The organism is Larsenimonas salina (genome assembly GCF_023736155.1).
GTDB classification, from domain to species: domain Bacteria; phylum Pseudomonadota; class Gammaproteobacteria; order Pseudomonadales; family Halomonadaceae; genus Larsenimonas; species Larsenimonas salina.
This window is the reverse complement of sequence record NZ_JAMLJJ010000008.1, coordinates 1-16,145: the sequence shown is the minus strand read 5'-3', so window position 1 is coordinate 16,145 and position 16,145 is coordinate 1. Positions and strand designations below refer to the sequence as shown.

Sequence of the window (16,145 nt, the reverse complement as noted above, 5' to 3'; positions counted from 1 at the left end):
AGTTTATCGGGGCGTCCTGCGCGATATAGCAACGGCCTTTTGCTTAAAATGCATGGCGCTGCCATGTAAACTCGTCGCATCAATAAATATTACGGTCGTGTCGAGCCATTGCGGTTCTCAGACGCGCCTCTCTCGCTCAGGACAGTTCATGTTTGGATTTTTCAGCCGTTTTTTCGCCCCTGCGTGGCGACATCCCGATCCCAAGCGTCGCCGGAAGGCCATCGACGATCTCGACTCCGAACAAAACAGAGCCGCGCTCGAGCATCTACTCGACGATAGTGCAACCCAGGTTCGAGACGCCGCACTGCTCAAGCTCGATGATCCCGAGCGCTTCATTGAACGCCTGGAACACCAACAGAACGACGTCATTCAGGCACGGCTGATCAAGCACCTGAACGGCAGTGCCGCCGGGGCTCTTTCGCTGGAAACCCGTCAGAAGCTGCTTGAAACGCTGAGCGAGCCGGCCCTTTTGAAAACCGTGGCCTTCAACGCCGACAATCAGCAGCTGCGCCTGACGGCCCTTGAGCGTCTGCGCGACGAATCGGACCTGATCGAGCAGGCCTGCCACAACAAGGTGGCGGCCGTCCGTCACGCCGCGGCGCAGCGCGTGGAAAGCAATCAGGGTCTTGAGCAGTTGATCAAGCTCTCGACCCGAGACCGCAACATCGTACGTCTTGCACGCAACCGGTTGAATGAGCGTCAGCAGAACGCACGCGAACTCAAGGCGCGTCATGAACAGCGCGAATACTGCATCGGCCTGATCGAAAAGCTCGCCAGAGGCAGCTGGGAACCTCAATACGAAGCCCGTCATCGTCATGTCCTAAGGGAATGGGACCAACTAGCAAGCGAGGCAGATGCCGACCAAAGTGCGCGCTTCAAGGCCGCGCATCATCAGTGCGAAGAAACCATTCGGGCGCATTACAACGCGCAATTGGCGGCCGAGGAAAAATCCCGCGCCGAAACCGAGGAGCGCGAGGCGAGAACGGCCACCATCGAGGCGCTCGATAATGCCCTGGATCATCTGAAACGGGAGCCGCACCCGCGACGTCAGGACATCGACAGTCTGCTGGCGCTCAGACGCCTTCAGGCTGAGCGCTGGATCAATCTAAGCGAGGACAACGCGCCCGCCCCAAGCGTACAGGCACGCTATCTCGAGCGCCTGGCCACCATCGACTCCCTGGTCAACACCTGGCAGACCCTCGATGAGCACCGCACCCAAATCGAGCAGGCGCTTGATCAAAGCGACATGGATGCGCTTGCGACTCATCGCCAAGCGATCGATTGGCCCCGCGAGTATCCGCTACCGCTTCTGCTTCAGGAAGTGGATACGGCGCTGGCCACGCACGCCGCTCCGAACACCGACACGGCTTCCGACGATGAGGCCCGGGCCGAATCCGAACACATCGCCAAACAAGCCGAGCAGCTCGAACAGCTGATCGAATCGGGCGAATTGCAAAGCGCCACGCGCCTTTTCGATGCCTTGCAGGCGCGCCACGCTAAACTCGACGCCCAATTCCAGAAAAAGCACGCCGCCCACATCAAGCGGCTCAAGGCGCGCATTGCCGAACTTCGGGACTGGCGAAGCTTCGTAGCCGCGCCCAAACGCGAGCACCTCTGCCAGGCCATGGAGGAGTTGGCTCACTCCGATGAGGCCGAGACCAACCGAGAACAACGCCATCGCCAGCTCGTCAGTGAATGGAAACAGCTCGGCAGTGCCGCCGCCTCTCGCGAGCTTTCCCAGCGGTTTCGTAGCGCCTCAGACCAGGTGCGAAAAAATCTTGAAGGCTATTATCAGCATCTGGATCAGCAGCGCACGTTGAACAAGCAGTACTGCGAGGCCCTGTGTAACCAGCTCGAGCAACTGATCGACAACGCCGACCAGCTTGCCGACCCGGACGCGCTTCGCACCATCCGAAACAAGGCCCGAGAAGAGTGGCGCACGTATTCGCCGCTGCCCCGAGAGCACGTGGCGACCCTGCGCCATCGCTTTGGCCTTGCGCTTCAGGGTGTACAGACTCTCATTGACCAAAAGGCTCGCGGCATTGCCGAGCAGAAACAGGCGCTGGTCGAGGAAGCAGAGCAACTTTTGACCGATGAGCGGGACATCGAACAGCGCACCCGGATCGCCAAGGACCTCCAGAAACAGTGGCGCAGCCTCGGACGCGCGCCAAAAGGCGATGAACAACGGCTCTGGAAACAGTTTCGAAGCGTCTGTGATCGGCTGTTCGAGTGGCGGGACAATGAGCGCACGACGCGCAAGGGTGCACAGGACCAGCAGCTCGACGCACTGCAGGCCTTGATCGACCGTGTGGATCAGTGGCATCCGACGCGGCTTGAGGACAGCGCCTATCTGGATCAGGTCGAGCAGGAACTGGAAGAATATCAACCACTGCCCAGAGGCCGACGCAGCGAGGGCATGCTGAAACGCTGGAACGGCATCGTTCGGCGCCGGCGTGAAGAACTCGACTCACTGGCAAATGACGAGCTCAAGCAACGCTGGCATGCCTGGCAGCCTCTGCTTGAAGCCCACGTCGAGGCCGATGAAGCACGAATGCAGGGCGACACGTTCGAAGACGTTGCCTCATTGACGCTTGAACCGCCGCTGACCAAACAGGCTCAGCGCGCGCATCAGGCCCGCAATCTCAATCGACGTCATGGCACCCCCACCGAAGACGACACGCTTCAGCGGCTCAAGGTGCATCTGGCGCTCATGGCAAATGCACCGATCAGTGCCGACGACAATGACCGTCGACTCGACATCCAGGTCGCACGTCTTAACGATAACGTCGGCCAGGAATACCAGCTGAGCGACGAATTCTCACAGTGGTTGTGCCAGTTGATTGCGACCGGGCCAGTGACGCGTACCCAGTGGGCACGTCTCAAATCCGAGCTGGATCAGCTGGTCACCCAGCTTGATTTCCATCAATGAACTCTTTTTGCCAACAAATGGTTGACGCTGGCCTGAAAATCCGTATTATACAGCCACGTCGATGCGGGGTGGAGCAGCCTGGTAGCTCGTCGGGCTCATAACCCGAAGGTCGTCGGTTCAAATCCGGCCCCCGCTACCAAACATGAAAAAGCCGACTCATTTTTTGAGTCGGCTTTTTTACGTCTGGACAGTCTGGACAAAGTCATTACGCGTACACGAATCAATGCCTGTCGCGAGCTAGTCCGGGTCGTTGGCCGCCTCCTGAAGCTTGCAGTCGCTTTTTCCGAACATATGATGTTTAAGATACGCCGCCTCGCGGTGCCTGCGCACACTGTACGCATCCCCAAAGTCCACCAGCTCGGTAATCATGCCCATCCAGTTATGGGTCAGTGCATAGGTCCAGAATCGCGGAGTACGGTGGGCCAAGTTGGGGCCGTACTGAACTGCGAGGCTGACAACCACCGTGGCCGCGGCTGACGGCAAGGCAGTCCATCCTTTTTCAGGCGACGCATTCTGCTGCGCGTCGAAGCGGTCAGCAACGTCTTTGATGATCGCGCCGTAAACGGCTCGGTCCAGCTGAGTCACCTCCTTTTCGGTCAACGTAAGCGGCGCATTCTCCAGCGCCTCGGCGGCCTTGTGCTGCTTGAGCCCGACATAGGGCGCAAGCTTTTCGATCAATCCTCGCGAAAGTGCCAGCCCGGCCAGACGCTCCATCGACATTTGACCGATATCAACACCATGCGCCACCGTCACGCCACTGTTGCTTTGCCCAAGCATGGGCACACAGGCCGTGGTCGGGTCACCGGCCTGCTCGAGTGCATGGATGAACTCGAAATCGATGGCGGCGGTATATACGAGGGTTTCTGTAGGGGAAGATGCCTGAGTCATGCGTGTACTCCTGAGTCGGTAGATTCACTACCAACGTAATGAGCGAATCGGCACAATTCAGCCAATCTTGCGTGTCCTAAGTTCCCTTACACATCCTGGCCGATCGGCGCATCGAACGAGAGCGCCTGACTGCTTGCATCGCTTTGCTTGGCAAGCGCAAGAAGTCGCATGACTTGAAGTGCGCTGTCCAGGCTGACCGGCGACTCACCACCTCTGAGCGCATCGCGCACGCCCTGATAGAAGGCCGGATAATTGCCCGGTTGAGTGGGCACGGTCTCTCGTACAAATGCTCCGTTTTGAAGGCGCGCAATCTCACCTGGAGTGGCGTCACGCCCCCAGCCGTCAAACGTCGGCCGAGCTCCACGACGCAGCATGTCCTCTTGAGGATCAAGCCCGTAGATAGTGAAGCTGCCCTCGGTACCATGAAGTGAAAATCGTGGTGTCGGCGCACAGGCCACCGTAGTGCTGTGCAAAATGACTCGAAAGCCATCGTAGCGAAGCATTACATGGAAATAGTCCGTTGCCTGCGCCTGATCGCGCAATGTACCCAGATCAGCGAATACCGAGCGCGGCGGCCCAAACAACGCAAGCGCCTGATCGCCCAGATGAGCACCCAAATCCATCCAGATACCACTGCCCTCGCCCGGTTGCTCACGCCATTTTGACGCGTCTACATCAGGCCGAAAGCGGTCGAAATGCGACTCGAACTGGGTGAGCGCGCCAAGCGTGCCCTGCTCAATGAGCTGCCGGACCGTCAAAAAATCGCCATCCCAGCGCCGATTGTGAAAAACGATGGCCTGCTTACCGATTGCCTCGCTGATCTCTTTTACCTTGAGTGCCTCGGAGTAGTTCAGCGCGAACGGCTTATCGATTACCACGTGCTTGCCCGCCTGCATCGCACGGATGGCCAGATCGGCGTGGGTATCGTTGGGACTTGCCACCACCACCAGCTCGATCTCGGGATGCTCAAGTACCTCATCAACGCTGCCCACCGAAGCGTTCGGATAGGCCTTTTTGACCTTATCGTTCTGACGTGTTGCCACCGTATGCAATGAAAGGCCTTCAGTGGTCGTAATCAGCGGCGCGTGAAACGCCGTGCCAGCCAATCCGAAACCAATCAACCCAACGTTAATCGCTTTAGTCATGCGTTCTTCCCTGGTCTTTTGTCATTGCGCTGTATTCCTACCCTGTGCATTCACTAAACTACGGTTGAATTCAGCGCTGTCTGACAGCATTAAAGTGATCACGAACATACCCAGTTAGGAAGGTGCCATGCAAATAGTCGACCCCCGCACCGGGGCTCCGATGGAGAACCCCGCAGAAACCTCCGGCCACCGCGCCGGCGCCCAGGATGTCGATGACGCCAGCATCATCGTGACCGTGGACATGAGCAACTTCCAGCAGGTCGTTCTGGAAGGCTCGATGAATACGCCGGTCCTGCTCGAGTGCCTTTCAAGCGGCAACGACGAGTGCCAACGCCTGACCCCCGTACTTGAAAAACTGGCCCGCGAATACAAGGGGGCGTTCATTCTGGCCAAGCTTGATATCGACTCGGAGCCTCAGATTGCCGCGCAACTGGGCGTGCGCGCCGCGCCGGACGTTAAGCTCATCGCTCAGGGTCAGCTTTATGATCAGTTCCAGGGTGCTCTGCCCGAACAGAAGATCCGCGAGTGGCTCGGTCAGTATCTTGAAGCACCGCAGGATACGGGCTTAAGCACCCAGGCTCAGGCCGAACAAGCCGTTGAGCAAGGCGATACGGCAACAGCCAAGACGCTCTATCAGCAACTGATCAATGAATCGCCGAATCATCATGAGTACAAGATTGATTACGCAGGCGTTCTAACCGCCGAGGGCGACTTCGCGCAGGCGCTCGAGATTCTCGATGCGCTCCCCCCCGAAGACCGTGACAGCTCAAAAGGCCGCGGTGTACGCGCCCGCATCGAGTTCGCCAAGGAAGCGCCCTCGCGTGAGGACGTGGACGCGCTCGGCGCACGGGACGACAGCGAAGCGCAGTTTTTGCAGGCGCAGTTCGCGCTCGGTCAGGGACAGTACGAACCGGCGCTCGAGGCTCTGCTCACGCTGATGCAGAAAGACCGAAGCTACGGCGACGACATCGCACGCAAGACGCTTCTGCGCGTGTTCGATGCCCTCGGCAAGGAACACACCCTGACCACAACCTACCGCCGCCGCATGTTTACGCTGCTTTATTGAGCACAAACGGGCCCAATCGGGCCCGTTTCAATGCAACACGGGGAACTGGGTTAGCGCAGCACCGTGTCCATCCGCTCGAGCGCGATCTGAAGGGTTTCAAGCGAGGTACCGAAGTTGATACGTACGAAGCCCGGCCAGCCAAAATCGGCGCCATCCGACAGCCCAACACGGGCCTTATCCAAAAGCGTCTTTTGCGGGGCATTGCCAAGCCCAGCCTGTCGAAGATCGAGCCAACCAAGATAGGTTGATTCAGGCTTGACCCAACTGACACCCGGCCAGGCAGTGACATAGCGGTCGATTAACTCGGCGTTGCTTGAAAGCACGTCGAGCAGTGCCTGACGCCACGGCTCACCATACTCAAACGCGGCTTGAGCAGCGACCAGCCCCATTGCATTGTCGGAGGGCATCAATCCAAGGCAAGCCCGCTTGAATCGTTTTCTGAGCCCGTCGTCGGCGATGACCGCGCAGGCACTGGTCAGCCCCGCCACATTGAAGGTCTTCGAGGGTGCCCAGAGCGTGATCGTACGCTCGGCAAGTCGAGGTTCTGCCTTGATCAAAGGTACGTGAGCACGATTCGCGTCATGGATCAGGTCACAGTGAAGCTCATCAGAGCACACCCATAGATCGTACTTCTCGACCAGCGCCGCCAGCTCGGCAAGTTCCTGGCTGTCGAACACATGCCCGGTTGGATTGTGTGGATGACAAAGCAGCAGCATTCGCGTGCGTGGCGTAATGGCGCGCTCTAGCGCCGTGATATCCAGCCACCACTGCGGGTTCTGCGCCGTTGGCGCACGCAGTGCAGCCGTCTGGGTATGACGTCCGACATTTTCCGCGACGTGAAGAAACGGCGGGTAGATCGGCGTCAGTGTCAGAATGTCATCGCCGAGTTCGGTCAGCGCCTGCGCCGCGATATGAAGCGCCGGCACCACGCCCGGCAGCCAGTGCTGCCAGGAAGGCTCGAGCGTCAGTCCGTAATGGCGCGCGCTCCAGTCACACAGCGTGCGCTTCAATGCATCGGAGGCGAAGGTGTATCCGAACACACCGTGCTTGACCCGTGCCTCTAGCGCCTCGATAACAGGCTCTGGCGAGCGAAAATCCATATCGGCCACCCACAGCGGCAGCACATCCTCATCAAAGCGGCTCCACTTGGTCGAGCCCATGTGACGACGCGTCGTCACCGTCGTAAAATCAAAGTCCGTACGCTCGCTTGCCATACAGTTACGCCCTTAATGTTTCTTTTCTCGGATACTGCCATGACCGATGCTCAAACGCCTCAGTTCTATCACAGCGCCATGCAGGGGCTTTCACACCTGGTCGGCCATTGGCTGCACATCGGCGACGCAAGCGCCGACCGCCTCGCGATTATCCTTGCCGATACCGCGCGCCTGACCAAGCTCGGACAACCGGAGGACAACCCCACCGGCGAACAACTCAAGGGCTGGGGCCAGGGTGAGACACCGCCGCTTTGGGCGGCCAAGGCCGCGCTCTTTCTTATTACTCAGATGCCTCAGCGCCCCGTGCCAACCACCGACGTCGAGTGCGCTGCGTGGGCCTACACCTGGCTTCGAATCCGTAGCTACCAAAGCGTTGCAGCCGCCATGGACGCCTTGCCCACTCATCTCCACCCCCTGCTTGAAGCAGCGCTTGAAACCGCCTGGGGCGATCTTCACTCCCAGCGGCTGATCTAGCGCCTGGGGCGGCGCGAGCTCGGCTGAAAGCCGGGAGGCTTCGCGCTGAGCCAGGTGACGAATTCGGCAATGTCTGGGTGCGTCATTAGCGCCGCGCGCGAGGCATACTGCTCAGCCATCGCCTGCTCGCTAAGCACCACATGGATATGACGATGACAGGGCCGACACAGCCACAGGATGGCCGTATGCATCTGCTCCTTGCTGTAGCGCTTTCGAAAGCGTTTCTTGCGGTGTACGGTTCGGGGAATCAGATGATGCTTGGTCAACGCCTCAACGGCTCGACCGCACAATTCACAGCACTCCGGCCGTGGCGGCACCGCATACGAGGATGTCACCTCATTCATGACAGCTCCACTAAATGGTCTAGCCCCACTGTAGCTGGCGGGCCACCGGTTTACATCTTCTCAAGGGCCAGGACCTCATGACACCTGCCATTCGCTATCTTGAACATGTGCGCATCGCACATCAGATGCACCGTTTCACGACAGACAGCGCACATGGCGGCAATTATGGGGCCGCCGCCGCCGAGGCGCTCGGCGTACCATCTGAGCGCGTATTCAAGACTCTAATGACCGATCTAGGCGGCAAAACGCTTGCCATGGCCCTGGTACCGGTATCGCATACGCTTGACTTGAAAGCGCCGGCGAAAGCGGCCAAGGTGAAAAAAGCCGTTATGGCCCCGACCGAGCGCGCTGAAAAGGCTACAGGCTATGTGGTCGGCGGCATCAGTCCGCTGGGCCAGAAGCAGCGCCACGCGGCCTTCATCGACCACAGCGCACAGACCTTTGACACCATTTTCGTAAGCGGCGGGCAACGCGGGCTTGATATCGAACTCGGCCCGAACGATTTGATCCAATGCCTGAACGCACTCTGTGCGCCGCTGGCTCGTCGCTGAATCGGCCGCGGCCTGACGGTAAACGTGACAGCCGCGCACCGATCACCGCACCCTGCGCGAGGACGCCAACATGCCCATTTCGTTCGATCTTTGGCTCGACCCTGACGACACCCCGCTGCACCGGCGTATCGAGCGTGAACTCGAACACTACTTCCTTGAGCGCTTTGCCGATTACCCGCACATCCGCTTGCCGGTGTCGCAAACCCACGACTATGATGCGCCCTTCAACCGGCTCTATAGCGCCCTGATCGAGCGCGCCCGCGCGTATTGCCTGCGGAAATGGCAGTATTCACCCAGCCCGATCCAGCTCAATCAGGCCTTTTTTCGAGCAGTGTCCCGCTCACCCAAGTTCATAATCGAAGACGAAACCCATCCCCGATGATTCATCACACCGACAACCGCCCGACCGAGGCACAACTGACCTGTATCGAACGTCAGCTCGGTAGAGCGCCCAACGGCATTCAAGCCGTCAGTGCCGAAAACGATCATGGCACACCGCTGGTACTGCGCATGCATTCGCTGGTCGATGGCAAGCCCTTCCCAACGCTTTACTGGCTGAGCAGTCAGACCCTCAAGGTCGAGCTGTCTCGGCTTGAAGCGCAGGGTGTCATCAAGGCACTTGAAGACGCGCTCGCTGAGGACACCGAATTCATGGCCCGTTACCGCGCGAGTCACGAGGACTACGTTCAAAAGCGCTGGCACTACATGACTGACGACGTGCGCCAGGCCATCGTTGACGGCGGATTCGAACCCCTGATGCGTGAGCGCGGCGTGGGAGGCATCACCAACTGGTCACAGGTCCGCTGTCTGCACACGCAATACGCCCATCATCTCTGTGGCGACAACGCGATCGGTCAGTGGATTGATCAGCACTATCCAGACATTGCCGCCTGTGCACTTGATGAGCGCTAACGATCAGCCGTTATTCCTTCAATAGTGATCCACACCGATACTTCATCTGTACCTTTTAGGAGCTTTCATGACGAGCATCTGTGTTTATCTCGGCTCGCGCAACGGCAATGATGAGCAGTGGGGCGCGCTTGCCGAAGCAACCGGGCGCGCCATCGCCAAACGCGGTTGGCGCCTGGTCTATGGCGGTGGGCGTGCAGGGCTCATGGGGCGCTGCGCCGATGGCGCACTCGCCGCGGGCGGCGAGGTAGTGGGCGTCATTCCCGAACAGCTCGTCGCCCGCGAAATGGCGCATTTCGGACTGACCGAGCTGCATCGAGTCTCGAACATGCATGAACGCAAGGCCATGATGGCTGACCTGGCCGATGGGTTCGTCACCCTGCCCGGCGGCATCGGCACGCTCGAGGAGCTGTTCGAGACCTGGACCTGGCGCTACCTTCAATTGCACAACAAGCCGTTGGGGCTGGTCGATCAGAACGCCTTCTTTACGCCCCTGTTATCCTTTCTGGATAACGCCGTAACGGCCGGATTTCTGGACGCAAGCACACGTCGGGCATTGGTTGCGGCCGAAACGCCCGAGGCTCTTTTGGATAACCTGTTTGATACGCCATGATGACCACAGGCTCTTGCCACATCTACTCCACCGCTTCATAAGGAGCCACCATGTACGCGATTGCGATAAACCAGGGGCAACTCGACTGGGTTGAACACAAGACACCCGAACTGGGTGATACCGAGGTTCGAATTGAGGTTGCCTGGGCAGGTATGAACCGCGCCGACAGCTTGCAGCGCCAGGGCAACTACCCACCCCCGCCCGGCGCCTCCGAGATCCCCGGACTTGAGGTGAGTGGCGTGATCGGTGAGGTCGGGCAGCACGTAACTCGGTTCAAGCCGGGTGACCGGGTCTGCGCCCTGCTGGCCGGGGGTGGCTACGCAGAACACGTCATAGTCTCCCAGCAACAGGTGCTGCCGGTGCCGGACTCACTGTCTCTTCGTGACGCAGCCGCCGTACCTGAAGTGTTCGCGACCGCATGGCTTAACCTTTTCATGGAAGCAAAGGCCACGCCGGGCGAGCGCATCGTGCTTCACGCAGGCGCCAGTAGCGTCGGTACCGCCGCCATTCAACTGTGCAAGAGCCTGGGTAACCCGTGCTTCGTGACCGCCGGCAGTGACGAGAAAATCAAGGCGTGCATCGAGCTTGGCGCGGAAGACGGTGCGAACCGTCACAGCGAGAATCTGGTCGAGCGGATTACCCAGTGGGGCGGTGCGGATGTCGTGCTGGACCCGGTTGGCGGTGACTACCTGACAAAAAACCAGCAGATCCTGAACCAGGACGGCCGACTGGTAATGATCGGCGTCATGGGTGGCACCAAGGAAACGCTTGATCTTGCCACGCTCCTGTTCAAGCGTCAGCGTGTGATCGGCTCGACCCTGCGCTCGCGCCCCGAAGATCAAAAAGGCGCCATCTTGAAAGAGATGCAGAGCTACGTCTGGCCGCGTCTGGAAAACGGAGAGATCACCCCGGTCATCGACCGTGAGTGGCCAATCGAGCAGGCGCAGGAGGCGATGACGTACATGGAAAGCAATGGGGGGATGGGCAAGATTCTGCTCAAGGTCGCCGAGCGCTGAGCCCTGCCGCTCAGTCAGTGCCGGAGAGCGTTCGTTCGTACGTTAACTGCAGAAGACGGGCGTCCTCTCCGGCCCGGTGTCGCCGAATCGAGGCACTGTCGATCATCGCCTCCTTGGTCGACATCCAGCGTTCGAGCTGCTGCTCGTTCAATAACCGCCGAAGGCTTTCGAGCCGGAACCGGGGCAGCAGGCTAGCGCAATCAAACAGCAGCGACACCCACGTGTTATCAAATCCCCAGCTGTCGCTGTAGGCAAGCCGGCAATCACCGAGCTCGTCATTGAGCCACTGCGCGACGTCTCGCACCGGGTAGCCTTCACGCATCAAGCGCTCGCGGGAAATACCATGAAGAAGCTCTGCTTTAGGATCCCAGTGGGTCCACTCCTCGCAGGGCTGAATAAGAAAGGCACAGGTACTGGCATCGGCACGTGCAATGCCGATTTCGATCGGATAGCTGCCCCGACCGAAACCCGAGGCTTCAACATCAAGAATGATTGGAAGCTTCACACACGCCCACCTTTGCTAGAAACATCAAGAGGCATCGATCATGCCCCTTTCCCTAGCCTAGCGGCTGGGTTCCTTTCAGGCGAGTGACCTAATGCACATGCTCCACGCCGCTTAAGCTTTCGACGTGGCTGGCCTCGGACGATGGCTGCCCCAGGTCATCCCAATAATCGGCGCGGACATCGTTCACCTGAAGCCCCAGTTGACCGTTGCGATAGGCACGAGCAAGACGATCTGCCGCCGGCGCGTAGCCTGCTTCTGCCGCACGCGCATACCAGGTCACGGCTCGGGATTCCCGCGCCACATACTGATTGCACCCGAACTCGAAGATTCGCCCGGCCTGAAACTGCGCCTGAACGTCGCCGGCTTCAGCGGCCTGAAGCACCATATGGGCGCCCTTGGCCTTTTCCTGCGCGGTGACACCGCATCGAAACAGCATCAGACCGTACAAGGACTGTGCATCGACAAGTCCTGCGTTGGCACACCGCTTGAATAACCGCATGCTCAATCGATGACAACGGGGTGATGGGCGACCCCGGTTGGCATGGAGCAACCGCTCGGCTATTCGATATTCCATTCGCGCAAAGAGGGTAGCAGCCTGCAACATGGCGACTCACCTTGAAACCGTGAACAAAGCTGTTCGACACGCGCCATCGTATCCGTGACGGCCTTGGTGTTCGAACCGAATCAGCAGGCTCTTTCGCTCGATGCCCCGGCGAGCGATCCCTGAGCCTGCAACGCATGCTGGCCGCCGTTAGGGCGGGCAGGCCGCGCAATATACGCCTGAGATGACGTATTCTCAACCCCCAAAATTGCCGGTTTTTGACGCCGCCGCTACCATGGGGATCCCATCACTCATTGCATAAGAGCGTTCCATGAAAAAGAGACCGTTAGGTGACAGTGGCATCGACGTTACGCCACTGTGCCTGGGCACCATGACGTTTGGTGAGCAAAACACCGAGGCAGAGGCACATCAGCAGCTTGATCGCGCGCTCGACGCCGGGATCAATTTCATCGATACCGCCGAAATGTATCCGGTACCTCCCAAGGGGGAAACCCAGGGTCGAACGGAAACCTATATCGGAAGCTGGCTTAAAAAGCGTGGGCGGCGCGATGACATTGTACTGGCCAGCAAGGCCGCAGGCGCCGGACGCCATATGACGCACCTGCGGGGCGGCCCGAAACTTGACCGCAACAATATTCATCAGGCCATCGATGACAGCCTGGCTCGACTCAACACCGACTATCTCGACCTTTATCAGCTCCACTGGCCGGATCGACAAGCCAATTATTTCGGAAAGCTTGGCTATACGCCGCAGGACGACACCGAGGCTACGCCTATCGAGGACACTCTGGAGGCGCTGAAAGAACTGGTGAATGCCGGCAAGGTACGGACCATCGGGCTTTCCAATGAAACGCCCTGGGGCGTAATGACCTTTTTACACCTGGCGGACAAACTTGGCCTACCTCGGGTCGTCAGCGTGCAAAACCCGTATAACCTGCTCAACCGCAGCTATGAAGTTGGTCTCGCCGAGATCAGCCACCGAGAGCGTGTGGGCCTTCTCGCCTATTCGCCCCTGGCGTTTGGTGTTCTCTCCGGCAAATACCTCGGGGGCATGAAACCTGAAAATGCGCGACTGACCCTGTTCGAGCGTTTCCAGCGCTACACATCAACGCTTGCTGACGAGGCCACATGGGCCTACGTCGACATCGCGCGCCGATTCGGGCTCGACCCGGCGCAGATGGCGCTGGCGTATGTAACCTCAAGGCCCTTTGTGACCAGCAACATCATCGGCGCCACTACGATGGCGCAGCTTGAAAGCAACCTGCAAAGTGCAGAGCTTGAGCTGAGCGATGAGGTCATCGAGGCAATCGAGGGTGTTCATCAACGTCTACCCAACCCAAGCCCATGATTGCGCTTGGTTTATTAACTCGTGTGCCTAGTGCGACGGGTATGACGCAAATAGCTTAAAGCAATCTGTACGACCACTCGCCGGCATGGGCGGGTGGTATACTATAGCTTTTACGAATCGGAGAAAGGTGAGCCTCATGCTGAGCGTCATTTCGCCGGCGAAAACCCTCGATTTCGAGACGCCCCCTGCCACAGCTACGTGCACGCACCCTGACCACCTCGATGACAGCGCTCGGTTGATCGACCGTCTTAAAGAGTACACTCCCGAACAGCTTGCAACGTTGATGGGGCTCAGCGACAAACTGGCCGGGCTAAATGTGGCTCGCTACGCCGAGTGGCAGCGCCCGTTTACTAAGGACAATGCCAAGCAGGCGGTATTGGCCTTTCAGGGCGATGTCTATCAAGGGCTCGACGCACCGTCCTGGTCGCAGGATGATTTCGATTGGGCACAATCACACCTTCGAATTTTGTCAGGCCTGTATGGACTGCTGCGACCACTCGATCTGATACAGCCTTATCGGCTCGAGATGGGCACCAAGCTTGCCAATGAACGAGGAAAGGACCTCTACGCGTTCTGGACCCGCGTTCTGAGTGATCATCTCGAGGCCGCCTTGCTCGAAAGCGGTTCGAACGTCTTGATCAACCTGGCCTCCAACGAGTATTTCAAGGCCGTTGACAAGACGCGACTGTCGGCCCGCATCATCACGCCGGTGTTCAAGGACGAAAAGAATGGATCGTTCAAGATCATCAGCTTCTATGCCAAGAAAGCACGTGGATTGATGGGCGACTGGATGATCCGTCATCGCCTTGACGATCCAGAAGCGCTCAAGGCATTCGACGTGGATGGGTATCAATTCAGCGCCTCAATGAGTCAAGGCGATGAATGGGTATTCATTCGAGAAGAAGCTTCACGTTAACGCCGGGCATTTTGCCCTTACCACCACCTCAGGAGTAGCGATGAAACACCTGCTCATTACGTTCATGGTCGCGTTCATGACCTTCGGGGTCGCCGTCGACCACGCTGACGCCAAACGACTTGGCGGCGGCAAGAGCTTCGGCTCATATTCACGCTCGGCTCAATCAAGCAGCACAGCGAGCTCAAGAGCCACCACCCCGCCCAGACAGGCCACCGCACCCAATAGCCGCCTGTCGCGCTTTGCAGGGCCCTTTGCAGGCATTCTCGCAGGCGGCCTTCTTGCATCGCTGTTCTTCGGCGGCGCATTCGATGGCATCCGCATGATGGATATGCTGCTGATCGCGCTTGTTGCCTTTATCGCCTTCAAGTTCCTGCGCCGCCGGCGTCACGCCATGGCCGGCCAGCAAGACAACACTCAGGACTGGCGCCAGACCCGCAGCGCGGAACAGCCCATGTCCTCAGGTGGTTCCAATGCGGGCGGCGCCGTACCGGGCACTCAAAACGCAACACCGGACTGGTTCAACAAAGAGCAGTTTCTCCAGGGTGCCAAGGAGCATTTCACGGCCTTGCAGCGCGCCTGGGACACTAACGACCTGCAAAAGATTCAGGAGTACGTCACTCCCGAGCTTTATAACCTGCTCCGTAAGGAGCGCGCAGAGCAACCGGTCAACAATGAAACTCAAATCGAGAAACTGTTCGTTGAACTGGGCAGCATTCAGGAGTTTGGCCAGGACGCGGAAGCAACGGTTCTTTTCCACGGCTTGATCAAGGAGGAAGGGGAAGTCAGCGAGTTCAATGAAACCTGGCACCTTACTCGCAAGCTCAAGGATGGCGCACCGTGGTACATCCAGGGTATCGAACAGAACCGGTAATTCCTGTTCGAAGTGACACAAAAAAGGCCAGCATACGCTGGCCTTTTTTTATAGCTAAAAAACGGGATCAGTGGTCAGTAGACTTTTCGACTTCATCACCCATTTCTTCAACCTTGTCCTGAGTTGCTTCTGCTGCATTGTCGGTATGCTCTTCGATCGCATCACCTGCGTTATCAGCATGCTCTTCGATCGCATCGCCTGCGTTCTCTGCAGACTCCTGAGTTTGCTCAGCAGCGTTATCGATGTTCTGCCCTGCTTCCTCTGCCGGGCCGTCGTCGCTGTCGCAGGCGGCTACTGCAGTTGCCATTACAAGCGCAAAAAAGATTCCAGTCAGTTTTTTCATTGATCTCGTCCTTGTGTTGTACAGAAAGCATCCGTGCATGGCATGCACGAGCCGTACTGTAACCTTTATTCTATACAAAAAAAAACCTCAGCACGAAAAGTACCGAGGCTCCCATCAATGTCGTGCCTGCAGCGTCAGCTACTGCACCCCTTTATTGGACCATTTTTGATTAGAATCAACTATTAAGCTTTAGCCGCACGACCAAAGTTTACTGAAGCAGAAACTTAAAGGCTCTTCCGGTATCAGCCACCTGAAAGGACCTGAAAGGGCTGTACGCACGGGGTATATTTCAGGCATAAAAAAAGGCCCCGATCGATTGATCGGGGCCTTGGTATAGATGCCTGACGATGACCTACTCTCGCATGGAGAAGCTCCACACTACCATCGGCGCGGGGTGGTTTCACTTCCGAGTTCGGCATGGGATCGGGTGGTTCCCACCTGCTATGGTCGT

18 protein-coding genes, 1 tRNA gene and 1 rRNA gene are annotated in these 16,145 nt (G+C 58.4%); 12 read left to right on the top strand and 8 right to left on the bottom strand.

The window, feature by feature from the left end; translation table 11 throughout:
- Positions 1 to 148 precede the first annotated feature (148 nt).
- Both NAT23_RS13190 and NAT23_RS13185 read left to right on the top strand, forming a co-directional pair.
- The gene (locus NAT23_RS13190; RefSeq protein ID WP_251929044.1) at positions 149 to 2,929 is read left to right on the top strand and encodes a DUF349 domain-containing protein; all 2,781 of its coding nucleotides are present in this window, start codon (positions 149 to 151) and stop codon (positions 2,927 to 2,929) included.
- A gap of 62 nt (positions 2,930 to 2,991) precedes the next feature.
- A tRNA-Met gene (locus tag NAT23_RS13185) sits at positions 2,992 to 3,068 on the top strand.
- A gap of 98 nt (positions 3,069 to 3,166) precedes the next feature.
- Here NAT23_RS13185 and NAT23_RS13180 read toward each other — a convergent pair.
- Both NAT23_RS13180 and NAT23_RS13175 read right to left on the bottom strand, forming a co-directional pair.
- The gene (locus NAT23_RS13180; RefSeq protein ID WP_251929042.1) at positions 3,167 to 3,817 is read right to left on the bottom strand and encodes a pesticin C-terminus-like muramidase; all 651 of its coding nucleotides are present in this window, start codon (positions 3,815 to 3,817) and stop codon (positions 3,167 to 3,169) included.
- 86 nt (positions 3,818 to 3,903) lie between these two features.
- The gene (locus tag NAT23_RS13175) at positions 3,904 to 4,962 is read right to left on the bottom strand and encodes an oxidoreductase (RefSeq protein WP_251929040.1); all 1,059 of its coding nucleotides are present in this window, start codon (positions 4,960 to 4,962) and stop codon (positions 3,904 to 3,906) included.
- Between the two features lie 127 nt (positions 4,963 to 5,089).
- On the opposite strand from NAT23_RS13175, the gene NAT23_RS13170 reads away from it, so the two are divergent.
- The gene (locus NAT23_RS13170) at positions 5,090 to 6,028 is read left to right on the top strand and encodes a tetratricopeptide repeat protein (RefSeq protein WP_251929038.1); all 939 of its coding nucleotides are present in this window, start codon (positions 5,090 to 5,092) and stop codon (positions 6,026 to 6,028) included.
- A gap of 50 nt (positions 6,029 to 6,078) precedes the next feature.
- On the opposite strand, the gene NAT23_RS13165 is transcribed toward NAT23_RS13170, so the two are convergent.
- Positions 6,079 to 7,242, bottom strand: a complete 1,164-nt coding sequence (locus NAT23_RS13165) for a MalY/PatB family protein (RefSeq protein WP_286010042.1) — start codon at positions 7,240 to 7,242, stop codon at positions 6,079 to 6,081.
- A 39-nt stretch (positions 7,243 to 7,281) separates the two neighbouring features.
- Here NAT23_RS13165 and NAT23_RS13160 point away from each other — a divergent pair, with 39 nt between their 5' ends.
- Positions 7,282 to 7,716: a hypothetical protein gene (locus NAT23_RS13160; protein ID WP_251929034.1), complete on the top strand. Its 435-nt coding sequence runs from the start codon at positions 7,282 to 7,284 to the stop codon at positions 7,714 to 7,716.
- On the opposite strand, the gene NAT23_RS13155 is transcribed toward NAT23_RS13160, so the two are convergent.
- A complete protein-coding gene (locus NAT23_RS13155; protein WP_251929032.1) occupies positions 7,713 to 8,060 on the bottom strand; it encodes a hypothetical protein in 348 nt (115 codons plus the stop codon). The two genes, NAT23_RS13160 and NAT23_RS13155, sit on opposite strands and share 4 nt — an antisense overlap.
- A gap of 77 nt (positions 8,061 to 8,137) precedes the next feature.
- On the opposite strand from NAT23_RS13155, the gene ybaK reads away from it, so the two are divergent.
- The 5 genes from ybaK to NAT23_RS13130 all read left to right on the top strand — a co-directional run bounded on the left by ybaK (position 8,138) and on the right by NAT23_RS13130 (position 11,149).
- Positions 8,138 to 8,611: a Cys-tRNA(Pro) deacylase gene (gene ybaK, locus NAT23_RS13150; RefSeq protein ID WP_251929030.1), complete on the top strand. Its 474-nt coding sequence runs from the start codon at positions 8,138 to 8,140 to the stop codon at positions 8,609 to 8,611.
- Between the two features lie 70 nt (positions 8,612 to 8,681).
- Positions 8,682 to 8,993 carry a hypothetical protein gene (locus tag NAT23_RS13145; RefSeq protein WP_251929029.1) on the top strand — a complete coding sequence of 104 codons (312 nt, stop codon included), beginning with the start codon at positions 8,682 to 8,684 and terminating at the stop codon, positions 8,991 to 8,993.
- Positions 8,990 to 9,523 (top strand): DUF501 domain-containing protein, encoded by a 534-nt coding sequence (locus tag NAT23_RS13140; RefSeq protein ID WP_251594364.1) that lies wholly within the window; start codon positions 8,990 to 8,992, stop codon positions 9,521 to 9,523. Before NAT23_RS13145 ends, NAT23_RS13140 begins: the two co-directional genes overlap by 4 nt.
- A gap of 67 nt (positions 9,524 to 9,590) precedes the next feature.
- On the top strand, positions 9,591 to 10,133 hold the full coding sequence (locus tag NAT23_RS13135) for an LOG family protein (protein WP_251929027.1): 543 nt from the start codon (positions 9,591 to 9,593) through the stop codon (positions 10,131 to 10,133).
- 50 nt (positions 10,134 to 10,183) lie between these two features.
- On the top strand, positions 10,184 to 11,149 hold the full coding sequence (locus NAT23_RS13130) for an NAD(P)H-quinone oxidoreductase (RefSeq protein WP_251929025.1): 966 nt from the start codon (positions 10,184 to 10,186) through the stop codon (positions 11,147 to 11,149).
- Positions 11,150 to 11,159: 10 nt separating this feature from the next.
- Here the strand turns inward: NAT23_RS13130 and NAT23_RS13125 are convergent, their stop codons facing one another.
- Positions 11,160 to 11,654, bottom strand: coding sequence for a 3'-5' exonuclease (locus NAT23_RS13125; protein ID WP_251929023.1), 495 nt, complete (start codon positions 11,652 to 11,654; stop codon positions 11,160 to 11,162).
- An 88-nt stretch (positions 11,655 to 11,742) separates the two neighbouring features.
- Positions 11,743 to 12,153, bottom strand: a complete 411-nt coding sequence (locus NAT23_RS13120) for a tetratricopeptide repeat protein (RefSeq protein WP_350028339.1) — start codon at positions 12,151 to 12,153, stop codon at positions 11,743 to 11,745.
- A 373-nt stretch (positions 12,154 to 12,526) separates the two neighbouring features.
- On the opposite strand from NAT23_RS13120, the gene NAT23_RS13115 reads away from it, so the two are divergent.
- The 3 genes from NAT23_RS13115 (at position 12,527) to NAT23_RS13105 (ending at position 15,351) form a co-directional block, all read left to right on the top strand.
- On the top strand, positions 12,527 to 13,564 hold the full coding sequence (locus NAT23_RS13115; RefSeq protein WP_251929020.1) for an NADP(H)-dependent aldo-keto reductase: 1,038 nt from the start codon (positions 12,527 to 12,529) through the stop codon (positions 13,562 to 13,564).
- 136 nt (positions 13,565 to 13,700) lie between these two features.
- Positions 13,701 to 14,480 (top strand): peroxide stress protein YaaA, encoded by a 780-nt coding sequence (yaaA, locus tag NAT23_RS13110; RefSeq protein WP_251929010.1) that lies wholly within the window; start codon positions 13,701 to 13,703, stop codon positions 14,478 to 14,480.
- A 40-nt stretch (positions 14,481 to 14,520) separates the two neighbouring features.
- Positions 14,521 to 15,351 (top strand): Tim44 domain-containing protein, encoded by an 831-nt coding sequence (locus NAT23_RS13105; RefSeq protein WP_251929008.1) that lies wholly within the window; start codon positions 14,521 to 14,523, stop codon positions 15,349 to 15,351.
- Between the two features lie 67 nt (positions 15,352 to 15,418).
- On the opposite strand, the gene NAT23_RS13100 is transcribed toward NAT23_RS13105, so the two are convergent.
- Positions 15,419 to 15,694 carry a hypothetical protein gene (locus NAT23_RS13100; RefSeq protein WP_251929007.1) on the bottom strand — a complete coding sequence of 92 codons (276 nt, stop codon included), beginning with the start codon at positions 15,692 to 15,694 and terminating at the stop codon, positions 15,419 to 15,421.
- A gap of 339 nt (positions 15,695 to 16,033) precedes the next feature.
- Positions 16,034 to 16,145: ribosomal RNA gene (gene rrf, locus NAT23_RS13095) — 5S ribosomal RNA — on the bottom strand; the annotation flags it as partial.